Source organism: Pyrobaculum sp. (assembly GCF_049971835.1).
GTDB lineage: Archaea > Thermoproteota > Thermoprotei > Thermoproteales > Thermoproteaceae > Pyrobaculum.
The window spans coordinates 1-1949 of the sequence record NZ_JBMFKV010000295.1 but is presented as its reverse complement, the minus strand read 5'-3'; the positions used below and the strand labels follow the sequence as shown (position 1 = coordinate 1949).

2 protein-coding genes are annotated in these 1949 nt (G+C 55.6%); both read left to right on the top strand.

Annotated elements, in window-relative coordinates; genetic code table 11:
* A partial coding sequence (locus ACP5J3_RS13870; protein ID WP_428496224.1) for a hypothetical protein occupies positions 1-576 on the top strand: 576 nt, incomplete at its 5' end.
* Positions 573-1949: hypothetical protein (locus ACP5J3_RS13865; RefSeq protein ID WP_428496223.1), on the top strand; the 1377-nt coding region annotated here is incomplete at its 3' end. The genes ACP5J3_RS13870 and ACP5J3_RS13865, both read left to right, overlap by 4 nt.

The following is a 1949-nucleotide window of genomic DNA, read 5'->3' as shown; positions in this document are numbered from 1 at the left end:
AGCCCGCTGGACGAGGGGCTTCAGATATATGTAGGGGAGGGGCCTAGGCCTGATTTGCTTGGCGTGTTGCCTGACGGGAGGTTGCTGTGGGTGGAGGTTAAGAATTTAGACCGGCTTTCGACATATCCGCCGTCTCCCAACGATCTTGACTACTGGACTTTGAGATCGGAGTTTCTCGCTGTGAGCGACAGGGCTAGGCATCTGCTTGGCTTGATTAGGAAGGAGGGCGCGTCTAGGGTTTCGGCCGCCCTGGCGTCGTCCATCTCTGCCTTTGCCGGCGCAGGCGCCAGCGGGGGCGGCGTTTCCAGCGCCTTTGTCTTTGACCCCGTCTTTGTGCTTCCTGAGTTATCTGGGCGCAGTACAAGGATCAGCTTTGTCTTGGTGTTGTTCCGAAGCGGGAGGATTGTTATGTACAACGCAGAGGTGTCGCTGGGCGACTTGGCGAATAGGGACTATCTCGGCAGACTTTTTGACGACGCCGTCGCCGTCTTCGGCTCTGTGGATAAGCGGGAGCAGGTGGCCGCCTTGGGGGCTTTGGTAGAGGAGTACGTCCAGAGACTGCCTCTGCCGAGATGAGGCGTGCGTTGGAGGGCTTTCTAGAGGAGGGGGGTGGCGGCTTTGCGGTTCTTTCACATGTGCTTGAGGGAGGGGAGGTGCTGGTTGAGGCATACACCTTCAACAGGCCTTTGAGAATTGCCGTGGGGGTTTCTAGATGTGTTGTGTGGGCTGTGCACAGCTGGGGCGGCGACCCGCCGCAGTACGCCGTTGCGCCTTATGTAGAGGGCCCGTGTCTGCTAGTGGAGGCTGACGGCGTTTTGTACAGCCCCGCGGTTTCTCTCAGCTCTCTCACAGACAAGCCCCGGTTCATGGGCTTTCTACTTGAGGAGGGGCCTGGGGCGCTTGGCTGTAGACATCTCTGGCCGCCTGCAGTTGCCGAGGGGCGGAGGCCAGTTAGACTTGTGAAGGGCGGCGTGGGCCTCACCCCGGCTGGCGCTGTGAAGATTTTAGAGTTCCCCGAGGGCTACCCGGCGTATTACACAAGGTCTGTGTTGAGGCTGTACGGCGTAGACGCCGGGGGGCATATAGCGGAGCCTGCGTACGCGCCCGGTGGGGGTTTTCATCTTGGTGAGGAGTTTGGTGTTGTTGCTGGTGATTTTGTTTTGTTGAAATCTTCTCGTGGTGTTGACTACGCGCTTAATTTAATTCTAGGTGTTTGGAGAGATAAGTGGATTTTTCTAGGTGACGACGGCTTGTACGAAGGTGTTTTTATACCCACCGGCGGAGAAAAGGGAGAAGTCGGGTATCTCAAAATCACGGCGCCGTTTAGAGGAGATATAAGACAGATAGAGGGGCCGTCGTACGCCAATTTTTCGGTTAGTGGGGACTTGAGGAGTTGGCCTCTAGGTGAGCGCGGCTTTTGTCTGCATGAGATTCCCAGGCTGAGTATTAGAAGTGTGGACGATGTGTTGTTGTTTGTTGGCTTGTCTGGATTTCGGCATCCCTACTTCAGTAGACGCGGCGTGGTGCGCCACGCCTCGCCCCTTTTATTTGCCGACGACGCGTTATACCTATATCTCGAGGGGGAGGGATGGCGTCGCCTTGGTTGGTACTCGTTAAACGTCGGGTATCTCGTAACTCCGCTTGAAGGGGGTTCTGAGAACCCCCGCATACCCCTCAAGCCTCCGGTAGATTGCAGAATTGGGCCGGACTGCGCTGTATTTCACTGGCTCGACGCGGGGGAACTTCGGCGCTATTATAGGCCCCTAGCCGAACGATACGGCGTGGATCATAAAAGCTTCTTTGAGCCTCTTTACATCCCCGGTGGGGGTTTTCATCTTGGTGAGGAGTTTGGTGTTGTTGCTGGTGATTTTATTTTGTTGAAATCTTCTCGTGGTGTTGACTACGCGCTTAATTTAATTCTAGGTGTTTGGAGAGATAAGTGGATTTTT